A 2,645-nucleotide genomic window follows, 5' to 3' on the forward strand; every position below is an offset into this window, starting at 1 on the left:
CCGAAGAACACCGGCATGAAAAGTGCCGTGATCACTCCGCGCAATTGCCCCTCGATGTGGCGCGACAGGATCGGCGACTCGCCGACCAGTATGCCGGCGACGAAAGCGCCTAACACGGTGTGGACGCCGATCAGCTCGGTGATCAGCGCCATGGCGCCCATGATGGCGAGGATGACGGTGACCACCGCATATTCCGAGCGGAAGGTGTCGTTGGTCCAGCGGATGGCGTCGAAGACGATGCGCCGGCCGAGCGTGAAGGAAAAACCCATGAAGGCGGCAACGCCGGCCAGCGTGAAGGCCAGACTGCCGGCCTCGATGCGGCCATGCGTAGCGATGCCGATGGTGATGGCGATGATCACCCAGCCGATCGTATCTTCGATGATGGCCGAGGAGACGATGATCTGGCCGAGGTCGCGACGCATGAAGTTCATCTCGCGCACCACCATGGCGACGATCTTGACCGAGGAGATCGAAAGCGCGGTGCCAAGGAACAGGCCGGCGACGACACGCTCGCTGCCGGCGGCGAGCAACGTGTCCGGCATGAATTGCGCCGCCGCGAAGCCCAGCACGAAAGGCACGGCGACACCCGTGGCCGAGATGGAGAAGCAGGCGCGGCCGACGCGGCGCACCAGCCGCAAATCCGTCTCCATGCCGGTCAGCAGCAGAAGCATCAGCACGCCGAGCTGGGCGATGGCATTGATCATCGACTTTTGCGCGGCATCGCCCGTAAAGACCACGCGCTCGGCCGCGGGCCACAGCCAGCCGAGCAGCGAAGGGCCGAGCAGGATGCCGCCGATCAACTGGCCCATAACCGCCGGCTGGCCGAACCGCTCCAGCAATTCGCCGATGCCGCGGCCGACGACGAGCAGCAAAATGATTTCGAGAACGAAGATGCCTTCGCTGGACATGCCGCTCTTCTCGGCGGCCCAGGCGACAGCCGGCATCAAAAGGAGCGCCGCCGGCGCAAGCGCGAGAGAGACCGACAGCAGCCGGCGCCGGTTGGGCATGAAGGACAATTTCTGCACCCCTCGATTATGCCCGGCGATAACGGTTTGGCGAGAGCTTCGGTTGCACGGCCGCGATCTCCCCTCTCCCGGGGGAGATGTCGCCGAAGGCGACAGAGGGGGTCGCCTCGCGTGAAGCGCCAGCGTCTTGTGCGCCGTGACGAGGTTGGCGCTCTATGCGAGACGACCCCCTCTGGCCGCTGCGCGGCCATCTCCCCCTCAAGGGGGGAGATTACGCACCGTCCCGACAATTCGATTCAAATACGACCGCTGATCTTTGCGTTTGCGTAAAGCGACTCGCGCATGGTCGAACACGGCGGGCAATAAGGAGAAGCTAATGAAAAGCGACTTTGCCGCCGCCCACCTGCACCTCGACAGGGCCTGCCACTATCTGCGCGGCGACGATGAAACGAGCCGCACGGCACTCGCCGCGCTCGACCTCGTGATCGAGGCGGTGGCTACCGCCCAGTATGCCCGGCCCGAGGCAGAGGTGCTGCAGTTTCCAGCTACTTCAAAGCGGGCATAGCGTCCCGCCGCATCCTAACTTATCCAGGAACATTTTTGCCGGCCGCACGTTGTGTTATATGGGGTGTGGCCGGCTCAATCGGCCGGCCACGGCGGGAGGCACGTGGCAAGGGGATGTCCCAGGTCCAGACCATAAAGCCGGCCGAGGCGGCAGCGGCGCCGCGCGGATCCGACGCGTTCGCGCTGAAGCTGACCTCCTCCGAATTCGCAACCACGATGTCGCACTTCCACCGCGCCGAGATCGCGCGCATGGCCGGCTGGCGCGACCGCCTCGACCGCACCAGCAACTGGTCGATCACTGTGGTTGCCGCGATGCTCTCGGTGTCGCTGTCGACGCCGAGCGCGCATCATGGCGTGCTGCTCTTCGCCATGCTTCTGATCACGTTGCTGCTCTGGATCGAGGCGCGGCGCTACCGCTTCTTCGATGTCTACCGGGCGCGGGTGCGCCAGTTCGAGCGCTATTATTTCGCGCAGATATTTTCGCCGCAGCCGGACTATGCCTCCAACTGGCTGGCGATCGTCGGCGAAGGCCTGCGCTCGCCGCGCTTCCTCATCTCGCAGCGCGCGGCGCTGATCAGGCGGCTGCGCCGCAACTACATCTTCATGTACACGATCCTGCTGCTCGCCTGGATATTGAAGATCACCACGCCGAGCCTGTCGCGCGAAGGCTCGCCGATCGGCTTCGGCGCCTCGCTCCTCGACACCTTCCGGGTAGCGACGCTCGGTCCCATTCCGGGCATCGTGGTGGTCTGCGGCGTGGTGGTTTTCTATCTCGCGCTTTTGGCCGCTGCCTTCCTGATGCGCGCCGACGACGGCGAGCTGTCGTTCGGCGACGTGCATGTGTAAGCGACAGCGCCGCTGTCTGCTCACAATCCCGGCGGCCTGACGAAGCCGTCCGTAAGACGCGCCAGCGCCTTGGCGACTGCCAGCAGCGTCATTTCCGAATGGCGGCGGCCGACGAGCTGGGCGCCGATCGGCAGGCCCTCGCGGTCGAGACCGATCGGAATGACGACGGCCGGATGTCCAGTCAGGTTGAAGCGGCAGACGTGGCTGAGCGCGCTCCAGTACGGCGTCTCGACGCCGTCGACGGGGATCGGCGCCCCCGTCTCGCGATGG

The 2,645-nt window shown here is 65.3% G+C and carries 4 protein-coding genes; 2 read left to right on the forward strand and 2 right to left on the reverse strand.

The window, feature by feature from the left end; translation table 11 throughout:
* Positions 1–944: cation:proton antiporter (locus EOA29_RS32330; RefSeq protein ID WP_245468634.1), on the reverse strand; the 944-nt coding region annotated here is incomplete at its 3' end.
* 397 nt (positions 945–1,341) lie between these two features.
* Here EOA29_RS32330 and EOA29_RS32335 point away from each other — a divergent pair.
* Together EOA29_RS32335 and EOA29_RS32340 are read left to right on the forward strand one after the other, a co-directional pair.
* Positions 1,342–1,530 carry a hypothetical protein gene (locus EOA29_RS32335; RefSeq protein WP_126094588.1) on the forward strand — a complete coding sequence of 63 codons (189 nt, stop codon included), beginning with the start codon at positions 1,342–1,344 and terminating at the stop codon, positions 1,528–1,530.
* 113 nt (positions 1,531–1,643) lie between these two features.
* Positions 1,644–2,375 carry a DUF2270 domain-containing protein gene (locus EOA29_RS32340; protein ID WP_126094589.1) on the forward strand — a complete coding sequence of 244 codons (732 nt, stop codon included), beginning with the start codon at positions 1,644–1,646 and terminating at the stop codon, positions 2,373–2,375.
* A 20-nt stretch (positions 2,376–2,395) separates the two neighbouring features.
* On the opposite strand, the gene EOA29_RS32345 is transcribed toward EOA29_RS32340, so the two are convergent.
* Positions 2,396–2,645: amidase family protein (locus EOA29_RS32345; RefSeq protein WP_245468632.1), on the reverse strand; the 250-nt coding region annotated here is incomplete at its 5' end.

It is taken from the genome of Mesorhizobium sp. M1E.F.Ca.ET.063.01.1.1 (genome assembly GCF_003998155.1).
GTDB lineage: Bacteria > Pseudomonadota > Alphaproteobacteria > Rhizobiales > Rhizobiaceae > Mesorhizobium.